This is a genomic window from Cytobacillus sp. NJ13 (assembly GCA_030348385.1).
GTDB lineage: Bacteria > Bacillota > Bacilli > Bacillales > Cytobacillaceae > Cytobacillus.
Map to the genome: position 1 here is coordinate 4024517 of JAUCFP010000006.1, position 24792 is coordinate 4049308.

Consider the following 24792-nt stretch of genomic DNA (forward strand, 5'->3'; position numbering starts at 1 on the left):
ATCCATACTGCTGTTAGCTGGTCGACTCTCTGGTCGAAGCCAAAAGAAAATCATTTATGTCAGGGCTGTGCCGATAAACTCACATTTATCTCAGGTGAGACATGTGAAAAGTGCAGCCGCCCGTTTGAACAATTAGATGTTCGCTATCAAACAGGCAATCTCTGCAATGACTGTGTAAGGTGGAACCAGGATCCAGAATGGTCGGGGCTTCTAAAGAAAAATGACTCTCTTTTCATATACAATGACTTTCTTAAAGAAACAATAGCCCGCTATAAATTTCGGGGTGACTATGTTTTGTCGAGAGCTTTCTCTCCCTTTTTAAGAGAGAGGCTGAAGAATAGGGACTTCGACTTCCTTGTCCCTATTCCTCTAAGTTCTGAAAGACTTTATGAAAGAGGATTTAATCAGTCATCGGCACTCATCCGTGAAGCTGGCTTTACAGTCACAGAACTGCTTCGCCGAATTCATTCCGAAAAGCAATCCAAGAAATCTCGACAAGAGCGAATTCATCTTCATCAAGTCTTCCAGCCGCTCAATGTAGATATAGAAGATAAAATAATTCTCTTAATAGACGATATCTATACAACAGGATCTACTCTATACCATGCAGCGAAAGTATTGAAGGCAGGAGGAGCCGAATCAATATCTTCGATTACATTGGCGAGAGGTTAATGAATGGAATAAATTTCAATTCGGTGTTTTTGACGTGGGCAGTTATTAGGAAAATAATACTATGTTAAAATATCCTAAACCAGGGTAAATTTTACGAAAGTAAAAGACGCAAAGCTGCGTGCCTAAAGCAGGATTCTGTCATGGCAGCCGGGCTTCATATAAAAAACTTTTTTCGTTTGCCTTTTTTATTGGAAAGGATGTCTTGAAGTGAACGAATTTAATACACAGGATGGTGAAAAAACCACTAAAGATATTGCTGATTCTAGCAGTCAGCAATTGGAATTGACTAAGATTAAGAATAACCTCAACCAGGCTCAGATGATCGCCAATATTGGAAGCCTGGAGTACGATGTGGAAAACGATAAAGGGTTTTGGTCAGATCAGCTGTTTCGGATTTTTGGCCTAAAACCTCAAAAAGGCTTTTTTCCAGATTACAGAATGTATTTGAGTTATCTTCATCCAGACGACCGCCCGGCTTTTGAAGGGCAGTTTAAAAAGCTTCTGAAGGAAAAGGACAGTGTTGATCTGGTATGCCGGATAACCAGGCAGGATGGGGAAGAACGGTATATTCATCATCGGGCAGATTATTTTGCAGATGAAAATGGATCAGCTAAAATCATCGCAACAATTCAGGATATAACTGAAAAGCGGCGCATGGAAGAACAGCTTTATGAAAATGAGCGGAAAATTGGGCAGATATATGAAAATCTTGATGTAGGAATCTATTCCGCAGATTTGGCAGAAAGAAAAGTTCTTCATTTTTCCAGGGGCGTGGAAGGGATTTTTGGTTATACTGCCGAGGAGTTTATTGCCGATTTCGATTTGTGGAACAATGTGATCCATCCCGATGATATGGAGAGGGTTGAAACAGAGCGGGCAAAAATTTTGAATGGGAATAGCATCCGCTATCAATATCGAATTATTCATAAATCCGGTGAGGTTAGATGGGTTCATGACCACAGTATCCCGTATCTGAATGAAAGAGGCGAGCTTATCCGGGTTGATGGATTTGTAACGGATATAACAGAGCAAAAATGGCTTGAAAAGAAAATGAGGCATATGGCATTTTATGATCATTTGACAGATCTCCCAAATCGCCGATACTTTGATCAAAAGCTTCAGAGTTTGGTAGAAGACACTCCCCAACAGCACTTTGCCGTTTTGTTTTTTGATTTGCAGCGTTTAAAACAGATTAATGATACATTCGGGCATTCAGCTGGTGATGAACTCCTCAGGCTTGTTTCGAAAAGAATTAAGGAGAGATTGAATTCAGCCCATTTTTCAGCAAGGATTTCGGGTGACCAATTTGCGATGATTATGGAACATCTTCAGAAGGTAGAGAATCCTTCTTTTTTAGCGGATTCTATTAATGAAATTTTTTCTGAAACCTTTCATATCGATAGCTTTGAGCTTAAAATCTCCCCGTCCATAGGTATTAGTGTTTATCCGAATAATGGGAAAACAGCTGATGAATTGATCAGAAATACCGAAACTTCCCTTTACCATGCTAAACAGAAAGGAAAGAACCGATTCCAGGTTTATCATCCTTCCATGGATATTGAGTCGTATAAGCTATTCACACTTGAACAGGATATGCGGAAAGCGCTGCAGAATGATGAATTTTTCCTGGAATACCAGCCAAGAGTCGATACGAAGACCGGCAAAATCTTAAGCGCAGAGGCTCTATTGAGGTGGAATCATCCAGAATGGGGCAGGGTATCCCCGTTGGAGTTCATACCCGTTGCTGAGGAATCCGGCTTAATTATCGATATAGGCGAATATGTGATAAGGAAGGTATCAAGGCAACTTTATTCCTGGAAAGAAAAAGGCTTGAATATTGTTCCGATATCTGTCAATATCTCTCCGCTAAGTTTTTTGAAAAATAGTCTTGTTTCTACAATAGAAGAAGCATTGGAAGAGAATCACCTTGATGCGGCACTTATAGAAATAGAATTGACGGAATCTTCCCTAATCAACTATTCCGAGAACGTAATCTCTGTTCTAAAAGAACTGGGTTCGATGGGAGTGAAAATTGCACTGGATGACTTTGGGACCGGCTATTCCTCTATCACACAATTGAAAAAATATAAATTTGATGTCTTGAAAATTGATAAAACGTTTATTCAGGCAATGGATAAAAACGCGGAAGATGCAATCATTACAGCCAATTTAGTTCAGCTTGCACATGGGCTGAATATGAAGGTTGTAGCAGAAGGCGTGGAGACCTTTGAACAGTTCTATTCCTTAAGAAAAAATGGATGCGACCAAATACAGGGATATCTTTTCAGCAAACCGGTTCCAAATTCAGTATTTGAACAGAAATTGCTAATTGGCACTCTAAAACCGCAAAACATTAAAGAAGAAAACGTGTTTAAAGGTTTGCGCAAGTATGCTCGAGTTGAGTTTCCCTATCCGCTGGAAGCAGATATGACGATCCTCGAACTTAATCACAAGTCTGTCAAAATGGGCAGCACCAAAATATTGATAGAAGACATTAGTGCAGGCGGAGTAAAGTTTGTTTCCAAAATCAAACTTCCTGTGAGGAAGGATATCATTCTATTAATTGAAACAATGCTGTTAGGAGAGAACCTTGCTTTTAAAGGAACGATCGTCCGAAAAGATGGAATTTCCGATACTCTGACTAATTATGGCTTTCAGTTTATTTTAGAAGAAGGACAAAGGGCAGGATTGGCAAAGACTCTTGATCAACTGCAAATCCAGCTTGAACTAAACCCTTCTGTTCCTAAATCCCGATTTATAGAAGCAGCCAGCAGCCAGCTGTATTTCGAATAAATTTTTCTATAAGTATCCTATCCTTAGAGCTATAATAATGTCATATAAATTGAGAGAGGAAGAATCATATGGCTGAGTTATCAAACTGCCCGAAATGTGATGCGATTTATGTGAAAAATCAATTCCGTGACGTTTGCCAGGACTGCTGGAAAGAAGAAGAGAAGGCCTATGAGACGGTTTATCAGTTTATCCGAAAGAGGGAAAACAGGACAGCGAAAATGATGGAGGTTGTCGAGGCGACCGGAGTCGAGGAAGATCTCATCATAAAGTTTATTAAGACCGGCCGTTTAAAGCTGGCGCAATTTCCTAATTTGGGGTATCCTTGCGAGAAATGCGGGACAAGCATCCGGGAAGGCAAGCTATGCGGCAGCTGTGCGGGTGATCTGAGGAAAGATCTTCAGCAGTTTACCGCTGAGGAAGAACGAAGAAAAGAAGCAGTCCAAAGAGAAAAACACGGTACATATTTTGCCGTTAATGAAAAAATCAATAGGCGTTTTTAAGCTATGTGTCCCATTCACATAGCTTTTTCTATAAGCTTATCGATGTATTTTTTGCCAAACTTTAATTAACATTTAAACAAACCGTCACAATAGCCGATAATAGAATTAGGTTAAATCGACCGGAAAGAAAGTGAGGGGTACACATGAAAATCAATAACTTTGGTCCTTCAGGCGTGAACCCATACAAACGCCAAATGAATAAGCTTGAAAATGCAGGAAAACCAGCCAGAACGGCATCAGATAAAATTGAAATCAGCTCCACTGCCAAGGAAATGCAGCAGGTATCACAGCTCAGTGAAAATCGCAAAGCAAAAGTAGAAGAGCTTAAAATTCAGGTAGAGAACGGTACTTATAAAATTAATCCAAAAGAAGTGGCGAAAAGCATCGCTAATTTTTATACGAAAAAATAATGAGGAGGGATTGGCATGTCAGCCGAGGCACTTACTGCAGTGATGGAAAAACTGATAAAGCTTCATAAAAGCCTATATGAACTCGCAGTTAAAAAGACAGACATTATTAAGACCGGCGACATAGATGGCCTGAATCAGATGCTGAAGGATGAGCAGGCTCATATTGCGGCTATTGGCCGATTGGAAAACGAGCGGGAAAAGGCAGCAAATTCAATCGCGCCTATGCTGGAAAGCCCTACAGTATCAGATTGTTTAAATATCCTCACGCAGCCTGATCGCCTTAGGCTCGAGGCCATTACGAAGGAGCTTGCTGAGCTGGTATATGAACTGAAGGAGCAGAATTTCCTAAACCAGCAGCTTGTTCATCAATCTCTTCAGTTTGTAAATGTAACTATGAATCTATTAAGGCCGCAGCCTGAAACGATGAACTACGGCCCGCCTGCCAAAAAGAAATCTGAAAAGATGAATCCAGGAATTTTCAACTCGAAAGTGTAGCAGAACGGAGGAACAAACATGCGTTCAACTTTCATGGGACTCGAAACGGCCCGCCGCGGCATGTTCACCCAGCAAAGTGCTTTATATACAACCGGGCATAATATTTCAAATGCGAATACGCCAGGATACACCAGGCAGCGGATTAATTTCGCGCAAACCGAGCCTTATCCAGGCGTTGGGATGAATCGTCCGCAGATACCCGGACAAATGGGAACAGGTGTTGAAGCGGGAACTGTCCAGAGAATAAGAGAGTCATTTTTAGACCTGCAGTTTAGAACCGAAAACACAAAAATGGGCTATTATGGTGCCATGAGCGAGTCTCTGACTAAGATGGAAGAAATCATGAATGAGCCATCTGAGAATGGATTGCATAGTACCCTTGAAAAGTTCTGGAACGCTCTTCAGGATCTATCAAGCCATACTGAAAATACCGGTGCACGGGATGTTGTGGCGGCTACAGGGCAGATGGTTGCGGATACACTGAATTATTATCATAATTCCCTATCACGGGTTCAAGAGGATATTGGGAGTCAGGTTGATGTGAAGGTGGATGAAATTAACGCGATCGTTGCGCAGATTGATCATCTGAATAAGCAGATTGCCTCTGTTGAGCCGCACGGATACCTCCCCAATGACCTTTATGACGAGAGAGATTTATTGGTAGATAGCCTTTCGCAATTGGTTAACGTGAAAGTGACCAGTGTAGTCCCGAATACATATGGAGATGCCAAACCGATGGCAGCGGGCCTTTATAATATCGAGATTGTCCAAAAGGACGGAAAGTCCTATAATCCGCCTATTAACCTCATATCTGCTACAAAAGAGAGCGGTATTGTTGGTACAAATAAGGTGGAACTTGAAAAAAGCGAAGAGAGCGGACTTGTAACAGGATTAAAGATTGGATCATCTTCATTTACACAGTTTGAGACTTTATCCGGTGAACTATCAGGTCTAATTAACAGCTATGGTTATGAAGCAGGCGGTTCTGCTAATGGTGCTTATCCTGAAATGCTGGAGAAGCTGAATAGAATGACAGTTGCTTTTGCCAAGGAATTCAATGAAATTCATAAAAACGGATATGCCCTGGGTGCTGATACAATCTCAGGTCTGGACTTTTTTCAGTTTGATGAGGATAATCCAGCACAAACCATTAAAGTGAATCAAGAGCTGCTGGATGACTCTTCTAAAATAGCCGCAGCAGCCGAAAAAGGCGGCGCTTCTGGAGATAACCACAATGCTCAGCTGCTGGCTGATTTAAGAAAGAAAAGCTTTAGTGACTATACTTCATTGTCTGATGATGAAAAATCACAGCTGAACGGAAGCCTTGATTCTTATTATTCAGGAATTATCGGACGGTTAGGAGTAGACTCTCAGAGTGCCAAAAAGGACCTGAAAAACTCTCTTGTGCTGGCAGATTCAGTAGACCGGAACAGGCAATCCGTGAGTGCCGTGTCATTAGACGAAGAAATGACCAATATGATTAAATTCCAACATGCATACAACGCTTCAGCAAGAAACATAACTGTGGTTGATGAAATGCTCGACAAAATCATCAACGGCATGGGTGTTGTAGGCAGATAAAGGGTGAAATAAAGTGCGCGTAACACAATCAATGCTATCAAATAACATGCTTCGCAATTTAAGCAACAGCTACAGCAGGCTGGACAAGCTGCAGGATCAAATTTCTACCCAAAAGAAATTTACCAAGCCCTCTGACGATCCAGTTGCTGCGATGATGGGGATGAACTATCGTTCGGATTTAAACCGCATTCAGCAGTTTACCCGCAATATTGGAGAAGTGAGAAACTGGGTCGACAGTACGGATGATGCCCTGGATAAGGGTGTCCTTGCCCTGCAGCGAATTAGGGAATTGACTCTTCAAGCAAGCAATGGCACGCTGGAAGAAGATCAGCGTAAAGCGGTTGCTGAAGAGGTTAAACAGCTTAAAGAGCATTTGCGGAATCTTGGCGATACACAAGTTGGCGGAAAGTATATTTTCAATGGCAACCAGACAAATGTACGGCCATCTGAATCAGGTTTTCAAAGCGGAACCATCGAGCTTGAGGTTTTTTCAGGCATCAAAATTCCTGTCAACACGGAAGGAAAAGCTTTGTTTGGAGACATGCTCAGTGACGAAGGCGGTATCCAAAAGCTAATCACAGCGCTTGAAACGAATGATCCAGCCGTTGGGGATATGCTTGATACTGTTGATAAAAACATAGACAATTTCTTGTCTGCACGTGCACTAATAGGTGCCAAACAAAATCGTGTCGAGCTGATGGAGGACCGCCTTTCCCAGCAGGAGGTCTTCTCAACAAGAATCCTATCCGATAATGAAGACATTGATATGGAAAAAGCCATCATCGAGCTTACAACCCAGGAAAGCATCCATCGTGCAGCACTAAGCGTTGGGGCGAGGATCATCCAGCCGAGCTTAACCGACTTTTTAAGATAATCAATGAAAAGCTATCCATAAGAGATAGCTTTTTTTCATAAAAGAGGTGTCTAACATGAACGTGCCGCAGATTAGGATGGAATCCAACTTTATCAAAATGGGATTAAAGATAGAAAAACCGGTGCAGGAAATCGAACAGCCCCCTGCCGTCCAATCCATCCAGCAGCCTAAAGCCATCCTGGAAATCGAAACAATCCCAGGAAAGCTGACGATCGACCAGACCAAAGCACGCGAAGACGTCGACCTGAAAAGCATCGGCAGAAGAGTGGCGGAATTTGCACAAAACGGTTACCAGGATTGGCTAAAAGGGATGGGGAGAAGAGCTGCACAGGGAACAGAACTCATGAAAATTGAAAACGGCGGCACTCCCATCGCCTATCAGGCTAAGGAAAATAGCGAAGGCCCTCCCAAGCAGTTTAATATTGGCTGGGTACCGTCTCATAACAGTGTAAAAATTCAATACGAGCCAGCAAAAGTAAACATTGAGGCCCAGCCGCAAAAGCCTAAGATCGATGTTGAAATCAGAAAACCGGTTCACACCTATACACCTGGAAAAGTCAGTACAGAAATTCTTGACAAAAACAGCCTAAGCATTGATTTTATCAATCTAACAATATAGTAATGAGGTGAAAAGATGAATATCCAAACAAAGTTTCATGGTGATCAGGAGATAAATAAGGAGGATATTATTATTTTTCCTTCTGGAATTCCGGGTTTTTTAGAGGAGAAAGAGTTTTATATTTTCCCTCTTGAAGGGACAGACTTATTTATGCTGCAATCAGTAAAAACTCCTGAGGTAGCTTTTATTGTTACAGATCCGTTTGCTCTTTTTCCGCAGTATGAGTTTGATTTGCCGAAAGAGGCAATAGAAAAGTTAGGGATTCAATCAGCTAAAGATGTGGCAACCTTTGCGATTTTGACTGTAAGAGAGCCATTCCAGGAAACAACCGCAAACCTGCAGGCACCGATAGTCATTAACCAAACAAAAAAACTTGGTAAACAAGTCATATTTAATCAAACACCTTACAATACCAAGCATAAGATTATGGCACCTCCAGAACAGGGGGAGAGATAATGCTTGTACTTACAAGGAGACTTAAAGAATCGATCATAGTTGGTGACGATATTGAAATCTCAATCCTCTCTATCGAAGGCGAACAGGTAAAGCTAGGCATCAGCGCACCCAAAAATATCGACATACACAGGAAAGAAATATACCTATCCATTCAGCAGGAGAACAACACAGCAACTAAAACAGAAGCTAGTGCAATAGAAGGTCTAAGCAGCTTTTTTAAAAAAAATAAAAAATTCTTCTAAACTGTTAAACACCTATCAAAATAAGTCGATATAACCATTGTAAAGCTGAACAGCGAGAAGGCGGCCGACTTTTCTGCTGATTGGTAAAATAACCACATGGATGTGGAACACATACTCAAGGAGGAAATTAAAAATGAGAATTAATCATAATATTGCTGCGTTGAATACTTATCGTCAGTTGAATAGTGCCAATGGTGCACAATCAAAATCAATGGAAAAACTATCTTCAGGTCTTCGTATTAACCGTGCTGGAGATGATGCTGCAGGACTAGCAATATCTGAAAAAATGCGTGGGCAAATTCGTGGATTAGATCAAGCAGGTAAAAACTCTCAAGATGCAATTTCATTAATTCAAACTGCTGAAGGAGCATTAAACGAGACACACGATATTCTACAACGTATGCGTGAACTTGCAAACCAGGCAGCAAATGATACAAATACAACAAGTGACCGTGGAGAAATCCAAAAAGAGATCAACTCTTTAACATCAGAAATTAATCGTATTGGGAACACTACCGAATTTAATACTCAGAAATTACTTAACGGGGAAAAAGATGGTGCTGGTTCTGCTGCAGTAGCAGCAGTGCAAGGTAAATTTTCCGTTGGAGTTACTGATCCTGTAACAGCAGGTATTACAATTGATGGTACTAATGTAAAGGGTGCGGATTTAACTGCATTAGCAACAGCCATTGGTGCTGATCCAACATTAGGTGCGAAATTTACTGCTGCTGTAGGAACTGGGGCAGATGCTGGTAAAATAATTCTTACTCAAAAGGCTGGTCAAGAATCTGCTAGTGAACCAACTGTTGCAGGCGGTAATATCACAACACAGACAGCTGGGGTGGTAGCAAAAGCAGCAGTTGCAGCTGATGAAAGTAAGAGTCTGAAATTCCAAATTGGTGCTAATGAAAGTCAAAGCCTAACTCTTGATATAGCTGATATGAGAGCATCTGCTTTAGGTCTTACAACAGCGGGTACTGGCGACAAACTTGCTGTAACAGACGGAACTAGCAACGAAACAAAGGAACAAGCGTTAGATGTGTCTACTCATGCATCTGCATCTGCAGCTGTGACAACTATTCAAAAGGCAATTGATACAGTTTCAGCTGAGCGTTCAAAACTTGGTGCAAACCAAAACCGTTTAGAGCACACAATCAACAACCTAAACACATCTTCAGAAAACCTAACTGCTGCGGAATCTCGTATCCGTGACGTAGATTATGCTTTAGCTGCATAAGCAGTGACAAGCACAGTCGTCCTAGCTGGTAACGGCTAGCGATTATTATCGGGTGAATTGCTGGAAAACCCTTAGAGCTTTTCTTACCACAACGTAGTTGGAAACGACAGGCGTGACGGTTGGAAAAAAGAAAAGATATGGGCAATCAGCAGCCAAGCTCCTGTCTCGAAAGAGTGGAGAAGGTTCAACGACTAGGATAGACCATCTAAAGCGAAAGCTATGATGATGAAATCCATAGGTGAAACAATGTTCATCAGCATTGTGAATCCGAAGTGCCCGGCCCCTACTAGATTGATAGAGGGTGAAGATATAGTCTGGTCATTTGTGAAAGCAAATGTTCGCACGATGGCGAAAGAAATGATGAACCAAACAAAGAATTCTATTCTTTCTCAAGCTGCTCAAGCTATGCTTGCTCAAGCTAACCAACAACCACAAGGAGTTCTACAACTTCTTCGTTAATTTTAAGTTATATTCAGGAGACTCTAGTTTTGCTAGAGTCTCTATTCTAATCAGTTGACTATCTTTCTTCTTGTGTTTAGATAAATAATTCATCATTTTATAAATAGAAGAAGTAAGATAGCGGGAGAGAAGTTAGATGATTATTAACCATAATATTGTTTCTCTGTCTACTTTTAATCAATTAAAAAGAACTTCGATAAATTCATCTAAAACAATGGAGAAATTATCTTCGGGTCTTCGAATTAATCGTGCTGGTGATAATGCGGCAGGGCTTGCTATTTCTGAAAAAATGCGTGCACAAATTCGAGGGTTGAATCAAGTTCAACATAATATCAAAGATGGAGTCTCCCTTATTCAAACTGCTGAAGGGGGACTATCTGATATACTGTCACCTCCTCTAGAGAGGATGAGAGAGTTAGCAGTGCAAGCAGCAAATGATACCTTATCTGATGAGGACCGAGCGGCAATTCAAGATGAAATAGAACAAACAAAACTAGCAATCGGGCAAATTGTTCAAAACACGAATTTCAACGGTATACCTTTGTTAAAAGGGATAAATGCCTCAGAGTTTCAAGTGATACCACAAAACCTTGATCTATTCCTTGGTATTGATCGTTCAGGAACCCAATTTACTTCATCTGACGGAATTAACTGGACTGTGGAAGCAACAACAGGAGCTGGGATTAATACAAATGGATTGACGTGGGGAGGCAATCTGTTTGTAGTTGTTGGAGATAGTGGTCTAATCCGAACTTCAGTAGATGGGGGATCATGGGTTAACCATCCTTCGGGGACGACAAATCTTTTACACAATGTAATATATGGACATGATCAATATATGGCAGTAGGTTCAAATGGTACCATCCTCACATCCTCGGATGGTAGTTTATGGAGAACCGAAACATCAGGTACCTCCCAAAATATTCTTAATGTGCTGTGGGATGGTAATCAATATGTTGCCGTAGGGCAAATTCAACTGTTCTTACCTCTAATGATGGGACAAGTTGGACAACTCGATATACAGGAGTTTCCAATACGTTAAGAGCGGTAGAATGGAACGGAAGTCAATATGTAGTAATGGGGGACAATGGGAGATTTCTTACTTCATCTGACGGAATGAGCTGGGTATCTAGAAATACTGGAATTTCAGGGAATTTCACTGATGTTGCATGGAGTGGTCATCAATTTGTAGCTATTACCGATGATGGCAGTATCTTATCCTCACCAGATGGACTAAGTTGGACTACTCAGGGATCGTCCTCCGGAGATTGGTTATTTGATATTTCATGGAGTGGGAGTCAGTTTGTTATTACAGGTGGGACATCAAATGCCAAAGAGATGATTTTATCTTCGACAGACGGTATTTCTTGGATTACAGGCATGTCGGGAACTTATGCTCCTATCCAAGCAATGGTATGGGCTGGAGATACTAATTCTGATCAAGTGGATAATTCCCTAAAACCAAGGGTATTTTCTTTGCAAGTTGGAGCAAACCCAAATCAATCAATCCAAATTGATATTAATGATGTTGGAATAGAAAGTTTAGGTATTAATTCCGTAAATCTGCTCACTAGAAATGGTGCAGAAGCTGCTATAGAGACAATAGACCAAGCAATTGAGAAAATTACTTTAGAGCGTACAAAACTCGGTGGCTTGCAAAATCGTCTTGAACATGCACTTGAAAATGTCGGAAACTATGAGGTGAATCTAACAGCTGCAGAATCGTATTCGGGATGTGGATATGGCTAAAGCAATAATGGAACAATCTAAACAGTCAATTCTGGCTCAAGCAGCACAAGCAATGTTGGCTCAAGCCAACCAACAACCACAAGGAGTTCTACAACTTCTTCGTTAATTTTAGATTATTTGGAAAGGACTCTAGTTTTGCTAGGGTCTCTTTTTTATCTATTTGAGACAAGTGAATCAATCAGGGTATTATATTAATTAATTTGTAGAAAGTAAGAATTATGAATATTCTGATTTCAAAACTAAACTAATTAACATATTTAGAAGTCGTTGATAAAATTATTGAATTCAATAAATATGCTAGCGATTTTTGGTCAGATTCATTAGGATAGGAACCAATTGAATCAGCAAATTTCATAAGTATATCAAGATTGGATTGGCAGTTTCCTTGTCTTATTCAATGAGAAAATTGAAAGAATGCTCTTGCCCTGAAGCGGAAAATGGAGATTTAATACTTGCTTGGGCAAATCTCTTACTTTGGTAGAGGGAACTATAAAGCTGTTACTTTCCGTATATTTAAATGATTTTTAGAAACCAGGTGCCTGACCCCGCAATATGTAAAGCGCTACAGTATGAAAATCAGCACTTATCCCAACTTAATTAACAACTTCAAGCAAGTTTTAATTTTTGGTACCATCCCTAATATTCGTCAAGCTTCCTAAACTTTTGAAATTTCCTTCTCTTTTAACTCTCTTCTTAACAATTCTAAAAATACTCCGATATAAAAACTAAAGCACTTATTTCATATAGGTAGGGGACTATAATGATAGATCGTATATCATCACAAAATATTTCTCTTACAACCAGATCAGTACATACAAATGAAAATTCAAGCGAGTTCCACACTAAAGAATTAATTAAAGAAATGTCTGTTCAGCCAAAACTGAGCGGCCAAATAAAGGAAGATAAGCTAACAGAGGTAGTCGATAGCATGAACGAATTCTTACAAGCATCTCACACCTCATTAAAATTTGTTCTTCACGAAGAGTTAAATGAATATTACGTAACTTTAGTCGATGACCTAACCCAGGAAGTAGTAAAGGAAATTCCATCAAAGAAAATGCTGGATATGTATGCAGCAATGACGGAATTTGTTGGTTTAATGGTAGATAAGAAGATTTAAAGGAGGAATTCCATTGGTTAGAATCGGAGGTCTGGCGAGCGGGATGGATATTGACCAGCTTGTATCGGATCTAATGAAGGCAGAACGGATGCCTCTTGATAAATTAAAGCAGAAGAAACAAGTATTGGAGTGGCAGCGTGACGATTACCGTGCAATGAATTCATTGCTCCTGGATTTTAGAAGTGAATTGACGCAAATGAAGCTAACTACACGTTATCGCTCACGTCTGACAACTTCTTCAAATGAAGCAATGGTAACTGCCACTGCGAGCGGTGCAGCCAGCCAGTCTTCTTACTCCATTTCAAAAGTAACACAGCTGGCAAGTGCTGAGACTCGGGTGAACGGCGGCAGCATTTCTGCGGATGGGAAGTCAATAGACCCAAGCAAAAGCTTTTATTCACAGGAAAGCAGTTTTCTGTATAAAGGTAATCATACAGATTCAAATGGAAACACTGTCGCGAGTGCTTGGAAAAATGGTGCAGTTTTAAGTAAAAGTATTAATGTGACCGATCCAGCTGCTATTAGTTTCGGAGATATGTCCAAAGTGGACCTTAATGAAATTAGCTCCTGGAGTGTAAAAGTTAATGGAGTAGGATTTAATGCGCTGAGTGAGGCAGAACTGAGTGCGGCGAACCGTCCCTTAAAAGAGAATGAAGTGCTGGTAAAAGAAGATGGAACACTGCAATTCGGTAAGGAACCTGCAAAGGGAAGTGTCATTAAGATTGATTACGTAGCTACTGAACGCACAGGTTCACACGCTATTTCAAGCAGCACTTCCTCTATTCAATTGGCTCAAGGTGCCCTGAACGAAGTGAAAAGCATTAAGATAAAGGAAACATCGTCCGGAACGACCACTGAGAAAACTTTTTCAATGGGCAATATCGAGAATGGGGAAAGAGAAATACTCGATGATGCCAATAAAGTGGTAGGCACCCTTAACTATGAAACAGGAAAAATCACGTTTAATTCTGATATGAAAAAGCCCGCAGAGGGATCTGGTACAACGATGACCCTGGAGATTGCGTATGACCACAAATACACTGCTTTTTCAGTCGATACCTCAACTTCTAAAGGAGAGCGTCATGATTCCTTCCTTATTTCAGGCAGTGAGTCTCTGAATAATGTCATCAGTAAAGTCAATGCTTCAAGTGCTGGTGTCAATATGTTCTTTGATAGTGCTACTGGCCAAATGACGATGACCCGCACAGAGACGGGTGATTTTAATAAGATTGGGGCTGAGATCACGACAAGCGGAAGCTTTCTAAATGATGTTCTGCGCTTTAAAGGAGCTGCGGTCAAAGAAGAAGGAAGAAACGCTGAATTCGTGATTAACGGATTGGCTACTAATCGGAGCTCAAATACATTTGAAGTGAACGGCGTCACCTTTACTCTTAAGCAGACATTTGAAGATCAGCCGGTCAGCATCAATGTCAGCAATGATTCCACAAAGGTTTTTGATAATATTAAGGCATTTGTGGATAAATACAATGAAATGATTGATAAAATCCAGAAAAAAACTGGTGAAGAACGTTATAGAAGCTACACCCCGTTAACAGATGAACAGCGTGAGCAGCTATCAGACAAGCAGCAGGAGCAATGGGAAGAAAGAGCGAAAAGCGGTCTCTTGCGCAAGGATTCTACGCTTCAGTCTGTTTTATCCGGGATGCGAATGAACTTTTACCAGCCCGTATCGAATGATCTTGTTTCTCCGCTTTCTAATCAGCTGGCCAGTATCGGCATTAAAACGACCAGCAATTATTTAGAAGGCGGTAAGCTGGAAATTGATGAAGCCGCCCTGAAAAAGGCAATCGAAGATGATCCTGTGTCTGTTGAGAATCTTTTTAGAGGGGAAGGACAGACAGACGGGCAAAGAGGGATTGCCCACAGGCTTTATGATACAGTAAACGCTGCTATGGATAAATTGAAGACAAAAGCCGGAAACAGCTTCTCAACCAATCAGCAGTTTACCATTGGCAGGGAACTGAATGATGTAGGCAAGCGGATTGATAGCTTTGAAGATAAATTAAAGCAGGTTGAAGACCGCTACTGGCGCCAGTTCACCGCCATGGAAAAAGCGATTCAGCGGTCCAATGAGCAGTCCATGTTCCTCATGAACCAGTTTGGCGGCATGTAATAAAAAGGAGTGTTACAAATGGCAGTAAGCAATCCATACCAATCTTATCAGCAAAACTCAGTGAATACAGCATCTCCGGGAGAGCTGACACTAATGCTATATAACGGCTGCCTGAAGTTCATCCATCAGGCGAAAAAAGCCATCATGGACAAAAACATTGAGGCGAAAAACACCAATATCCAAAAGGCGCAAAATATTATTCAAGAGCTGATGGTGACGTTGAATATGGATGTAGAGGTATCTCAAAACATGATGTCTTTATATGATTATATGAACCGGAGGCTGATGGAGGCGAATGTCAAGAATGAGACAGCTATTCTTGATGAAGTAGAGGGTCTTGTAACCGAATTCCGCGACACATGGAAGGAAGTCATCCAGGTCAATCGTCAGAAGCAATTCTCCCAAGGCGGCACTGTGTAGTGAGTTCGGTTCAAAGGTTTTATGATTTAACACTCGAGCTAATCAAAACTCTGGAACATCCAAAGCTTGACCGTGATGCGAAAATGAATGAGGTAGACATTCTTCTTGAAAAACGCCAGCGGGCAATGGCTGGCATGGCTCCTCCATTTTCAGACACCGAAAAGGATCTGGGAGCCAGGCTGACCAGCCTCAATGCCAAAGTCACCCAGCTGATGACAAGGGAAAAGCTATTTATTCAAAAAGACATCAAAGACTTAAACGTTAAAAAGGAATCAACCGGAAAATATGCTAATCCCTATCAATCCATGGCAACGGACGGCATGTTTTATGATAAAAGAAAATAGGTGACTAATGTTGTTGACTCTGACCGAAGAGCAGTACCTTTTTATGAAGGAATACAGTGATCTATTATATACCATTGATGAGGCTTTTGATTATATCGTAAAAAGCTTTAGCGATTTCAGCAAAACAGAGGGAGATCGGCTTCTTGGTGATGTTTTTCAGGCATTCCCTCAAGTCGCTTCAGCTCATGAACAGCTTAGCTATCTTGTTCAAGGCAATCAGCCCATGCTGAAAGCTATTGCTGATATTAGTGCAGTAGCCGATCAGGCTGAACTGCTTATTCAGAACTTTGACGATCTTCTTGTTAGACAGGAGATCATTTCAAAAAAGCTCTATCCTGCATTTGCGCAGTGGCATAAAAATATTCAGCAGGAATTAAATCCATATATACAATCCTAAATAGGATCAGGCTTAAATAGCCAGGAGGTGTTCCTTTGGATATCCCATTAATGTCCATGGTCTTATCCCAAGGCCAGGTCCAGCAGCAGGCGTCCATCTCAGTCATGAAGAAAGCCATGGATCAAGCGGAGGGAAATGCAGAATTTATTCATAAAATGATGAGCGGGTCTCAGATACAGGCCCTCCAGCACGCAGCCCAGCCTCACTTAGGCGGCAATATTGATATAAAAGGATGAGCAGCAAAATGAGCTGCTCGTTTTTTTATATACGTCACCAATTCGACAAATATTCTCAATCTTTTTACCAGTTTCAGCAGGAGTTTTTAGGGGTAAAATAGAAATATAAATACATAGTCTTAATATACTTTTAAGACTAGGCATTTCCTTTTCAGACATTACTGGTGATTTTCACAGTAAACGCTAATGAAAAGGCTGTCATTGTATAATGAGAAGGAGGAGTTCACGTATGAATTACAACATTCGTGGTGAAAACATTGAGGTAACTCCAGCAATTAGAGAGTACGTAGAGAAGAAAATTGCTAAGTTAGAAAGGTATTTTACTGAAACTCCTGATGCAAATGTACATGTTAATTTAAAAACGTATAACAATAACCGTTCTAAAGTGGAAGTAACGATTCCGATGCCGAACCTGGTTCTTCGCGCAGAGGAAGATCATGATGATATGTATGCAGCGATTGATCTGATTACAGATAAATTGGAGCGCCAAATCCGCAAACATAAAACAAAAGTGAACCGCAAATTCCGCGAAAAGGGTAATCTGACAGCTGTGTTTGCAGCATTGGAAAATGAGACAGAGGTACCTGAAGTGGAAGAGGATGATAACGAGCTAGAAGTTGTCCGCCAAAAGAGCTTCGATCTAAAGCCAATGGACAGTGAAGAGGCGATTCTTCAAATGAATATGCTGGGTCACAGCTTCTACGTGTTCACGAATGCAGAATCTAATTTAACAAATGTAGTGTACAAGCGTAAAGATGGCCGCTATGGTCTGATTGAAGCGCAATAATAAAACGAAAACCCCCGCGACCATTAGCGGGGGTTTCGTTGTTCGGACATGTCATCCGCCTAAACCGTAAACTTCTCCAATTCCCTCTCTAAAACACCGGTCATCTCTTTCAGCTGCTCCACCTTAAACATAACCTGCTCAAATGCACTTAGTTGTTCTTCGGTAGATGCCGAGATTTCTTCAGTCCCAGCAGCTGTTTCTTCGGTTACCGCTGAAATGTTTTCCACTGCGCTAATAACCTGCTGGCTCATATCACTGGAGGTTTTCATATCTTCAACCAATTTTTCCAGATGGCTGTGAATACCGGATACATGCTCGGAAATGGTTTCAAAGACATGTTCCGTCTCAGTCATCGATTGGGATTGCTCTTTTGAAAGGATATGCCCCTGTTCAGTTGCTGTGTAAATATTGCTGATTCCATTTTGGATATTGCTGACCATCGAGGCGATCAGATCGGTTGCTTTTGAAGAGGAATCGGCGAGCTTCCGGACTTCTTCTGCTACAACCGCAAACCCTTTACCGGCTTCACCGGCACGGGCTGCTTCAATGGCTGCATTTAATGCCAGCAGATTTGTTTGATCTGCAATATCTTTTACCGTGTTAGCTGCCCCTTCAATTTCCTTGGTGAACTGGGCAAACTCGCTGACTGAGCTTTTTATATGATTGGACGAGCTTGCGATTTCTTCAGCAAGTTTCATTTGTTTTTCTAAAAACACTCTGCCTTGATCAACAGACTCCAATGCCTGTGTGCTTTGTGTGGCGCTTTGCTCGCTGGAATGGTGGACAGCCGAAAATTGCTCACCCATTACGCTCATCAACTCGGCGGTTGCCTGAACGTCTTCAGAGATGGCCTGGCTGCCTCTCGCCAATTCGTCCGTTGAAACGGCCACCTGACTGCTGCTTTCATTTAAGTTGGTCATATAGGAAGCCACATCCTCGGCAAATCCTTTTACATTCTGGCTGACCTCTTCAATGGATTGCACGGTTCCTTTTAGATTCACAACCATTTTTGAGAAAGCTTCCGTTAGTTTATCCACTTCGTAGCGGCTGTTCGCTTTAAAAGAAAGCTGTGATAAGTCTGCTGTTAAGTCTCCCTCTGAAATTTTCTCTGCTTTTTCTACAATCGCATTGATTGGTTTTGTAATCTTTCTCGCGGCGATCCATGAGAAAATAGCTGATAACAGAATAAGCAGCACGCTTCCTATGAGGGAGGAATTCGTGATAAAGGCGATTTTCTGGTTGGTTTCCTTAAGAATGCCTTCATACCATTCATTTGTGCGTTTCTTCAGTAGGTGCATATCGTTTAGAATTCCGGAAATTCTTATGCTCTGACGCTTGATTTCCGCTTTGTTTCCCTTGTTGAAGGCTTCAGTTGAAACTTCCGATAACTCTGCATATTTTCCTTCAATGCTGCCAATGATTTTTTTATGCTCGGGAACTGAGGCAACCGAAGAGAGGGAAGCTAGGTTTTCCTGAACTTCTGTCATCATGGTTAGTGCCTGGTCCTTGTTGGCGTCACTTGAATTGTAGGTATAATTGGCAAGCGACTGACTTGTCACCACCAGGCTTTGCTCCAGGTCCTTCACTTTAAGAAGCAGTTCCACATCATCTTTAGCGGAGCTTTGAATATTTAACGTCTGGTATATGATAAAGCCTATCATGCTGATCGATAGCACGAGCGGGATCAGCGTGACAATAATGAGGCGTTTTCGTAATGTCATCTTGGATGCTCCTTTATTCAGCGGTTACTGTGATTTTTCCATTGATTATGTCTTCAGTTGCTTTTTTTAATGCAGCTTGCTGCTCCTCTGTTAAGGAAACGACCCGGATTTCAGAAAGGCCGACACCGTTTTCTGCCAGTCCCCATTCATAGGAGGAAGCTTCGATTTTTCCGTTTTCCGTCAATTCTTTCGCCAGGTTAAAAACAGCAGTGTCGATGTTTTTAACCATCGATGTGGCAACGGCTTTTTCAGCAACAAAATATTGGTCGGAGTCGACACCGCCGGCAAGCACGCCTTTTTCTTCAGCTTTTTTCAGTGCGCCAAAACCGGTGAATCCGGCAGCAGGGTAGATAAAATCTGCACCTGCAGCAATTTGCTTCTCGGCGATATTCTCACCGATAGCTGCATCCCCAAAAGTTCCGGCATATTCTGTTAATATTTCTATTTTTGGATTAAAGTGTTTAGCTCCTTGAGTAAATCCATTCTCAAAATGGTGGACAACGGGGACATCCATGCCTCCGATAAAAGCTAGTTTGCCTGTTTCGCTTGTCATGGCAGCGAGCATTCCGACTAGAAAGCTGCCTTCATGCTCCTTAAAAGTAAGTGAGACCACATTATCAAGCTCGGATACAGCATCAATCAGCAAAAATTGCTGTTCTGGATATTTCTTTGCCGTCTTTTCGAGTGCTTCCTGTGCTGTGAAACCCAGTCCGATAATCAGGTCATGATCTTCTTTGACCAGCTCTTCAAGCGGCTTTTCAAAATTTCCGTCTGGAGCTTCTTGGTAATCAAACAGAATGCCCAGCTCATCCCGGGCTTTTTCCAGGCCACGGAAGGCAGAGTCGTTGAAAGACTCATCTCCCAGGCCAGTGTCAGATAGGAGAATGCCAATTTTATATTCTTTATTTTGATTTGTGCTTTGTTCAGAGGCAGAGCAGGCCGCCAAAAAAAATAAACTGAACATCAGCAGAATAGGTAGTAGTTTTTTCAAAGTAAACCTCCATGTTGTAGTATTTCGCCTTAGCTATTATCGGCAGAATGGAGTAGGTTTTTAAGTCTGAAGTCAGACCTTTCTCAAAAAAGGCAAAATAAAAAAGCCTGCACTTCACAGGCTTCAACATCATTCCTCCAGGACCTTATATTTTTCCTTTAGCGACTCCGGAGCCATTTTCACCATCTGCTGAAGGACAAATGATGTAATTACAATATCATCTGTAAATCCGAAGATCGACAGGAAGTCGGGCACAAGATCGAGCGGCAGTAGGATATAAAGAAGTCCGGCCGCAATAGGGAACAGCTTTTTGCCGGCCGATACTTCCGGTGATAGAAAGTAATCCCTCAGAAAGGGCAGGAACTTCCAAAATTTTAATACAAATTTGATGCGTTTGAGAAACTTCATTTATTTCACCTTTTTCTAGTTCATTCGCTGAATGGGAGCTGATACCTGAATACGCGGCGGGTTTTTCACCTCAAGTGTAGCAGCTGATAGATAGCTTGTTTCAAGTATGCTTCAAAAAGTAAATAGAATTAGCCACTTTTGCAAAGTGTTCAATTAGGTATGAATCTCCTCTTTTTATAATTTATATAGGTTAAGAGGGGATATGTTACACTCGTTTCTTCCTCCTTAGGATTGGTTATCGAATAATCGTGATTTTATCCAGGTCGGCGCTTTTGACGCCTTCGTTAAAAATCAGTCTAGTTTTAAATTGAAAAATCCGATCTGGTGCAGAGCAGGGAATGTCTTCAGGCAGCTGGAAGTTAAAGTCCAATTTATTGGTTTCTTCTGATTCAATGACTTTGGTGGATAGAATGGTCGATGTCCCGATCACTTCCTCCTTCTCTTCGTCAGGCGAAGCCATGACCAGGTCACATTCAATCCGCTTAATCTGCTGATCAATCGTTCCTCCTTCAATCAGGAAGATTCCGCTCACATTTTCTCCCGGCGAATACTGAAGCTTTGGCAGCTGCAGATCAATTTTCGCAGAGCCTATTCCAAGCATTGACATGTATTTTCGTAAAATCAACAACGATCTCTCCTCTAAGTTTATATAGGGGGGAGCTGCTCGCTCACACCATAGTTTTCCTGTTTCCTTCTTTACGTGCTACTTATGATAAAGTTTCAAGTAATTTTCCTTCTACCTATTCCTCCATTTTATAAAGTAAAACGTGTGGCGGTGCGGGCCTGTATACAAAATGGGCCTTTACCGCGGTGGTAAAGGCCCATAAATAAAGACCTTTACCGAATTTGGTAAAGGTCTTGCTAACAATTGTTTAGATTGCCAACAAAGCCGAGAGCATTTGCTCCGTAATGACGACTCTGCTGTAAAAGCTACTCCCCTTTAGGAGAAACTATTCAATTTATAGGTAAATCATATGGTATGTTTCAGTTATTGTCAATAAGATTAATTTTTGCATTCCTTTAGTTTTACGAAATAAATACTACCATAATATTTTAATAATTTGTTATAATCAGAATTAACTATTTTAACACTTTACTACAGAGGTGAACTCCATGAACTTTGATTTCCACAACCACCCATATACTTCACAGCGAACGACCGTCATGGCGAATAACGGCATGGTGGCTACTTCCCAGCCGCTTGCGGCACAGGCTGGATTAGATATGATGAGAAAAGAGGGAAATGCCATAGATGCAGCAATCGCCACAGCAGCTGCTCTTACAGTGGTTGAACCGACATCAAACGGAATCGGCGGCGACGCATTTGCACTAGTCTGGACAAAAGGGGAACTGCATGGATTGAATGCAAGCGGCCCTGCACCAAAGTCCATTTCTATAGAAGCTATAAAGGAAAGAGGCTTCGAAAAAATGCCGACGCACGGCTGGATGCCGGTGACAGTGCCAGGTGCTCCGTCCGCGTGGGCAGAGCTTTCCAAGCGATTCGGCAAGCTTCCATTAAAAGATGTCCTTCAGCCCGCAATCGATTATGCTGAAAAAGGCTATCCGTTAACACCGATTCTCGGCAAGTACTGGCAGGTTGCTTATAAAAAATTTAAGCAGATTCTAACGGATGACGAATTCCAGCATTGGTTTGAAACCTTTGCTCCAGATGGCAGGGCACCTGATATTGGAGAGATCTGGCGCTCTGAAGGGCATGCTTCCACTTTAAGAGCAATAGGCGAAACAGACGGGGAAAGCTTCTACCGCGGAGAAATTGCTGAAAAAATTGATGCTTTTTCAAAAAAATATAATGCATTCCTATCAAAGGAAGACCTCGCAGATTACAAGGCGGAATGGGTTGACCCCATCAAAGTTCATTACCGCGGATATGATGTCTGGGAAATCCCGCCGAACGGGCAGGGACTTGTCGCTCTTTTGGGCTTAAATATCGCTAAAGGCTTTGAATTCCGCGATAAAGACACGGTTGATACATATCACAAACAAATAGAAGCGATGAAGTTAGCTTTTACTGATGGCAAGGCATTTATTACGGATCCTGCAGAAATGAGAGTGACAGTTGAAGAATTGCTCTCAGAGGAGTACGGCGAATCCCGCCGCAGCGAGATTGCGGGCGAAGCTCTGACACCTGAGCCTTACAAGCCGCCGCGCGGAGGTACTGTTTATCTGGCGACAGCAGACAGTGAAGGCAATATGGTTTCCTTTATCCAAAGCAACTATATGGGCTTTGGGTCCGGGCTTGTCGTCCCTGGAACAGGAATTGCCCTACAGAATCGCGGGCACGACTTCTCTCTTGATCCGGAGCATCATAATGCACTGAAGCCCGGCAAGAAAACATACCACACGATTATCCCTGGATTCCTGACAAAAGACGGAGAAGCAGTTGGACCGTTCGGTGTGATGGGAGGCTATATGCAGCCGCAGGGGCATATGCAGGTGGTCATGAATACAGTGGATTTTCATTTGAATCCGCAGGCAGCCCTTGATGCGCCAAGATGGCAATGGATTGAAGGGAAAAAGGTCCAGGTGGAACCGCACTTCCCTAATCATATTGCACAGGCTTTGGTGCGTAAAGGCCATCAAATTGAAGTAACCGTTGATACCGGCGGATTCGGCCGCGGCCAGATTATCTGGCGTGACCCAAAAACAGGCGTGCTTATGGGTGGAACAGAAGCACGCACAGACGGATCAATCGCAGCCTGGTAATAAAAAATGAGGAAGCAAGACGCATATAAGAGTAAAATAACCATATAAAAGGTACTGAGGAACGGAAAGAAAATAGCCGCTCCTTCACCTGCTTTAACGGGATGCAAGAAAGGCTTGTACCAGTATCGGGCAAAGAGGAAGTGAACACATGAAACAAAAGGAGATCTTCATAGCGTTTTTTCGCTCCGGGCTTTTAGGATTTGGCGGTGGCCCATCCTCCATTCCGCTGGTCCACAAAGAGGTTGTGGATACCTTTAAATTTATGGATTCAGATGAGTTTGGGGATATATTAGCTTTGGCAAATGCCCTGCCAGGCCCCATAAATACAAAAATGGCGGGATATATCGGCTTTCGGGTCGGCGGATTTACGGGAATGCTGAACGCACTAATCGCTACAATGGTACCAACCATCGTTCTTATGATTGTACTTTTAACAGCATTAAATAACTTTAAAGATCAGCCATGGGTTGATGGCATGACGAAGGCAGTTGTTCCCGTTGTGGCTGTTATGCTTGCTACTTTAACATGGGACTTTATCAAAAAATCTACCAAATCATCACTCGGCTGGGTATGGACACTTCTTTTTGTAGCGGCCAGCTTGGTTCTTATCGAATTTGTGAATATTCATCCTGGAATTATTATATTTATTGCACTGGTGACTGCCCTCCTGAAAAAGGATGCTGCAGAAAAAAATGAAGCTAAAAAGGAGAGGAATCCGGCATGATATATGTACAGATTTTTCTGGCATTTTTCATCCCCGGGATCCTTGGATACGGTGGGGGACCTTCATCCATTCCCTTGATTGAACATGAAGTGGTAGACAATTATGAGTGGATGACAACGAATGAATTCAGTGAAATGCTGGCAATGGGCAATGCCCTGCCAGGTCCGATTGCAACAAAAATGGCAGGTTATATTGGCTATGAGCAGGGAGGGGTTCTTGGATCTATAATTGGTGTATTTGCAACAGTAGCACCTTCCATGATCTTAATGCTAGCCTTGCTTGGGCTGCTGATGAAATATAAAGAATCCCCCCGTGTTAAACGGATGACCAATTATATTCGGCCGATTATCGCTGTTCTGCTTGGCGTTATGACTTATGATTTCCTATTCTCATCTTATGATGGAATTGGGATCTGGCAGACGCTTTTCATTGGGCTGCTTAGTTTTTTCCTTTTGGAAAAACTTAAAGTGCATCCCGCTTTTGTTATTGCAGGGGCACTCGTTTATGGGGGATTTATTTTGGCATAAATGAACGAAAATCGGAGAGGCGATTGAGCTCTCCTTTTTTTCTTTCTGTTATGAAAGAGAAATGGAATAGCGAGAATTCATACTCGAATAATAAGCTTCCTTAACCTGCCAAATGTATAAATCCGCTTGATTAATGCCTAAACGGCTGATAAATGTTAGGATAATAAAGTTA

Annotated in this window: 26 protein-coding genes, 2 pseudogenes and 1 riboswitch; of the genes and pseudogenes, 24 read left to right on the forward strand and 4 right to left on the reverse strand. The window is 41.8% G+C overall.

Annotated features, from left to right (window positions below):
* The 21 genes and pseudogenes from QUF73_19905 (at nucleotide 1) to raiA (ending at nucleotide 17525) form a co-directional block, all read left to right on the forward strand.
* Entirely contained in the window at nucleotides 1-672 is a 672-nt protein-coding gene (locus tag QUF73_19905; protein ID MDM5228396.1) for a ComF family protein, read from the forward strand.
* Nucleotides 673-745: 73 nt separating this feature from the next.
* Nucleotides 746-832: riboswitch (cyclic di-GMP riboswitch) on the forward strand.
* Nucleotides 833-879: 47 nt separating this feature from the next.
* Complete coding sequence (locus QUF73_19910) at nucleotides 880-3465, forward strand: EAL domain-containing protein (GenBank protein MDM5228397.1); 2586 nt, start codon at nucleotides 880-882, stop codon at nucleotides 3463-3465.
* A 68-nt stretch (nucleotides 3466-3533) separates the two neighbouring features.
* A complete protein-coding gene (locus QUF73_19915; GenBank protein MDM5228398.1) occupies nucleotides 3534-3965 on the forward strand; it encodes a hypothetical protein in 432 nt (143 codons plus the stop codon).
* A 143-nt stretch (nucleotides 3966-4108) separates the two neighbouring features.
* A complete protein-coding gene (gene flgM, locus QUF73_19920) occupies nucleotides 4109-4375 on the forward strand; it encodes a flagellar biosynthesis anti-sigma factor FlgM (GenBank protein MDM5228399.1) in 267 nt (88 codons plus the stop codon).
* 15 nt (nucleotides 4376-4390) lie between these two features.
* Nucleotides 4391-4870 (forward strand): flagellar protein FlgN, encoded by a 480-nt coding sequence (locus QUF73_19925; GenBank protein ID MDM5228400.1) that lies wholly within the window; start codon nucleotides 4391-4393, stop codon nucleotides 4868-4870.
* 18 nt (nucleotides 4871-4888) lie between these two features.
* Nucleotides 4889-6451 carry a flagellar hook-associated protein FlgK gene (gene flgK, locus QUF73_19930; GenBank protein ID MDM5228401.1) on the forward strand — a complete coding sequence of 521 codons (1563 nt, stop codon included), beginning with the start codon at nucleotides 4889-4891 and terminating at the stop codon, nucleotides 6449-6451.
* 13 nt (nucleotides 6452-6464) lie between these two features.
* Nucleotides 6465-7325, forward strand: a complete 861-nt coding sequence (gene flgL / locus QUF73_19935; protein ID MDM5228402.1) for a flagellar hook-associated protein FlgL — start codon at nucleotides 6465-6467, stop codon at nucleotides 7323-7325.
* Between the two features lie 55 nt (nucleotides 7326-7380).
* A complete protein-coding gene (locus tag QUF73_19940; protein MDM5228403.1) occupies nucleotides 7381-7944 on the forward strand; it encodes a DUF6470 family protein in 564 nt (187 codons plus the stop codon).
* 15 nt (nucleotides 7945-7959) lie between these two features.
* The gene (gene fliW / locus QUF73_19945) at nucleotides 7960-8400 is read left to right on the forward strand and encodes a flagellar assembly protein FliW (protein ID MDM5228404.1); all 441 of its coding nucleotides are present in this window, start codon (nucleotides 7960-7962) and stop codon (nucleotides 8398-8400) included.
* Complete coding sequence (gene csrA, locus QUF73_19950; protein ID MDM5228405.1) at nucleotides 8400-8642, forward strand: carbon storage regulator CsrA; 243 nt, start codon at nucleotides 8400-8402, stop codon at nucleotides 8640-8642. Before fliW ends, csrA begins: the two co-directional genes overlap by 1 nt.
* A 133-nt stretch (nucleotides 8643-8775) precedes the next feature.
* Nucleotides 8776-9879, forward strand: a complete 1104-nt coding sequence (locus QUF73_19955) for a flagellin (protein MDM5228406.1) — start codon at nucleotides 8776-8778, stop codon at nucleotides 9877-9879.
* 345 nt (nucleotides 9880-10224) lie between these two features.
* A pseudogene (locus QUF73_19960) lies at nucleotides 10225-10338 on the forward strand (flagellin).
* Nucleotides 10339-10474: 136 nt separating this feature from the next.
* Nucleotides 10475-11380, forward strand: coding sequence for a flagellin (locus QUF73_19965; GenBank protein MDM5228407.1), 906 nt, complete (start codon nucleotides 10475-10477; stop codon nucleotides 11378-11380).
* A gap of 368 nt (nucleotides 11381-11748) precedes the next feature.
* Nucleotides 11749-12193, forward strand: a pseudogene (locus tag QUF73_19970) (flagellin).
* 654 nt (nucleotides 12194-12847) lie between these two features.
* On the forward strand, nucleotides 12848-13207 hold the full coding sequence (gene flaG, locus QUF73_19975; GenBank protein MDM5228408.1) for a flagellar protein FlaG: 360 nt from the start codon (nucleotides 12848-12850) through the stop codon (nucleotides 13205-13207).
* Between the two features lie 13 nt (nucleotides 13208-13220).
* Entirely contained in the window at nucleotides 13221-15341 is a 2121-nt protein-coding gene (fliD, locus tag QUF73_19980; protein MDM5228409.1) for a flagellar filament capping protein FliD, read from the forward strand.
* 18 nt (nucleotides 15342-15359) lie between these two features.
* Nucleotides 15360-15761: a flagellar export chaperone FliS gene (fliS, locus tag QUF73_19985; protein ID MDM5228410.1), complete on the forward strand. Its 402-nt coding sequence runs from the start codon at nucleotides 15360-15362 to the stop codon at nucleotides 15759-15761.
* A complete protein-coding gene (locus QUF73_19990; GenBank protein MDM5228411.1) occupies nucleotides 15761-16105 on the forward strand; it encodes a flagellar protein FliT in 345 nt (114 codons plus the stop codon). Before fliS ends, QUF73_19990 begins: the two co-directional genes overlap by 1 nt.
* Before the next feature lie 7 nt (nucleotides 16106-16112).
* Entirely contained in the window at nucleotides 16113-16502 is a 390-nt protein-coding gene (locus QUF73_19995) for a hypothetical protein (GenBank protein ID MDM5228412.1), read from the forward strand.
* 35 nt (nucleotides 16503-16537) lie between these two features.
* On the forward strand, nucleotides 16538-16738 hold the full coding sequence (locus tag QUF73_20000) for a YjfB family protein (protein ID MDM5228413.1): 201 nt from the start codon (nucleotides 16538-16540) through the stop codon (nucleotides 16736-16738).
* A 229-nt stretch (nucleotides 16739-16967) separates the two neighbouring features.
* Nucleotides 16968-17525, forward strand: coding sequence for a ribosome-associated translation inhibitor RaiA (gene raiA / locus QUF73_20005; protein ID MDM5228414.1), 558 nt, complete (start codon nucleotides 16968-16970; stop codon nucleotides 17523-17525).
* 59 nt (nucleotides 17526-17584) lie between these two features.
* Here raiA and QUF73_20010 read toward each other — a convergent pair whose 3' ends face one another.
* The 4 genes from QUF73_20010 to QUF73_20025 form a co-directional block, all read right to left on the reverse strand.
* Nucleotides 17585-19246, reverse strand: coding sequence for a methyl-accepting chemotaxis protein (locus tag QUF73_20010; GenBank protein ID MDM5228415.1), 1662 nt, complete (start codon nucleotides 19244-19246; stop codon nucleotides 17585-17587).
* Nucleotides 19247-19259: 13 nt separating this feature from the next.
* On the reverse strand, nucleotides 19260-20237 hold the full coding sequence (locus QUF73_20015; protein MDM5228416.1) for a BMP family ABC transporter substrate-binding protein: 978 nt from the start codon (nucleotides 20235-20237) through the stop codon (nucleotides 19260-19262).
* A 129-nt stretch (nucleotides 20238-20366) separates the two neighbouring features.
* A complete protein-coding gene (locus tag QUF73_20020) occupies nucleotides 20367-20645 on the reverse strand; it encodes a DUF1232 domain-containing protein (GenBank protein MDM5228417.1) in 279 nt (92 codons plus the stop codon).
* Nucleotides 20646-20880: 235 nt separating this feature from the next.
* Nucleotides 20881-21270, reverse strand: coding sequence for a sporulation protein (locus QUF73_20025; GenBank protein ID MDM5228418.1), 390 nt, complete (start codon nucleotides 21268-21270; stop codon nucleotides 20881-20883).
* Between the two features lie 488 nt (nucleotides 21271-21758).
* On the opposite strand from QUF73_20025, the gene QUF73_20030 reads away from it, so the two are divergent.
* From QUF73_20030 to QUF73_20040, 3 genes are all read left to right on the forward strand, one after another.
* Nucleotides 21759-23369 carry a gamma-glutamyltransferase family protein gene (locus QUF73_20030; protein MDM5228419.1) on the forward strand — a complete coding sequence of 537 codons (1611 nt, stop codon included), beginning with the start codon at nucleotides 21759-21761 and terminating at the stop codon, nucleotides 23367-23369.
* A 148-nt stretch (nucleotides 23370-23517) separates the two neighbouring features.
* On the forward strand, nucleotides 23518-24093 hold the full coding sequence (locus tag QUF73_20035; protein ID MDM5228420.1) for a chromate transporter: 576 nt from the start codon (nucleotides 23518-23520) through the stop codon (nucleotides 24091-24093).
* Complete coding sequence (locus QUF73_20040) at nucleotides 24090-24620, forward strand: chromate transporter (GenBank protein MDM5228421.1); 531 nt, start codon at nucleotides 24090-24092, stop codon at nucleotides 24618-24620. Before QUF73_20035 ends, QUF73_20040 begins: the two co-directional genes overlap by 4 nt.
* The last annotated feature ends 172 nt before the right edge of the window (nucleotides 24621-24792 follow it).